This window comes from Herbiconiux daphne (genome assembly GCF_024979295.1).
GTDB classification, from domain to species: domain Bacteria; phylum Actinomycetota; class Actinomycetes; order Actinomycetales; family Microbacteriaceae; genus Herbiconiux; species Herbiconiux daphnes.
Genome location: NZ_JANLCJ010000165.1, coordinates 1 through 1,014, shown reverse-complemented (window position 1 = coordinate 1,014; position 1,014 = coordinate 1). Strand labels below are relative to the sequence as shown.

At 41.8% G+C, this 1,014-nt stretch carries 1 protein-coding gene; it reads left to right on the top strand.

The genetic code is table 11. The features are described from left to right. Positions 1-152: 152 nt before the first annotated feature. On the top strand, positions 153-1,014 hold an 862-nt coding region (locus tag N1032_RS23805; RefSeq protein WP_259542873.1), incomplete at its 3' end, for a hypothetical protein.

Genomic DNA, 1,014 nt, shown 5'->3' with positions numbered 1-1,014 from the left:
TATTCTGGACTACAACTAATGGTGCTCACACCCACCACATCTCCCACAGTGGTACGACTGGTAATAACACAACAGGTACGTCTGACCCATTCAATATTGTTCAACCTTCTATCCCAATTTATGTTTGGGTTCGTAACTCGTAAGGAGAATTAATGGCTATCTTCCGTTTACGTGGTGCAGGTACAAAAGGAATTGTCACTGACATGCCCTCTTTTGATACTCCACCGGATACATGGACAGATGGGCTCAATGTGAGATTTGAAGCAGGACGTGTTCAAAAAATTGGTGGATGGTACCCAACTACATATGCAAAAATGCCTAATGAGATACCATTTGCCATGACTCGTATTCCACTAGTTCCCGGTGTCGTCTATGGCACCGAGAAACATCTGTGGAGGGCTAATGGTGAGGTTCACCAAAATTGTAATAAAATAGATAGTTCAGGGAATCCAATTGAATATCATGCTGATATGCAACATCCTTGGTCTTATACTAATTTATCAAACGTCCTTGTTTTCAATAACACAGTTGATACCCCTCAATATTTAGACCCAACTAACACAACTACTGGTGGTTTTAAATTTCAAGATTTGCCTGGATGGGGGATACCTTCTAAGGCCGCTCCAACAAAGACAGTCCCTTGGCATGCTGAAAGGATTGTTGCTTATAAGACATTCTTAGTAGCTTTAGGCATCCGTGAAGATGCAGCTATTCTGAAACAGCGTGTTCGTTGGTCAGATTCTGCTGAACCTAATACTGCACCTAAGAATTGGTATGAAGATGATGAAAATTCTGCTGGTGGGTTTAACGACCTTACTAACTCAATGGGTTCCATCCAAGATGGTTTGCCTCTTCGTGACTCAATGATTATCTATACGGACTCTGATACATATGCTATGGACCACGTAGGTGGTTCAGGTGTGTTCAACTTCCGTAAGATTTTTACTGATTCAGGTATTCTTGCTCCGGGGTGTGTCACAGAATTTGAAGGTCAACATTTTGTTATTAGCACGG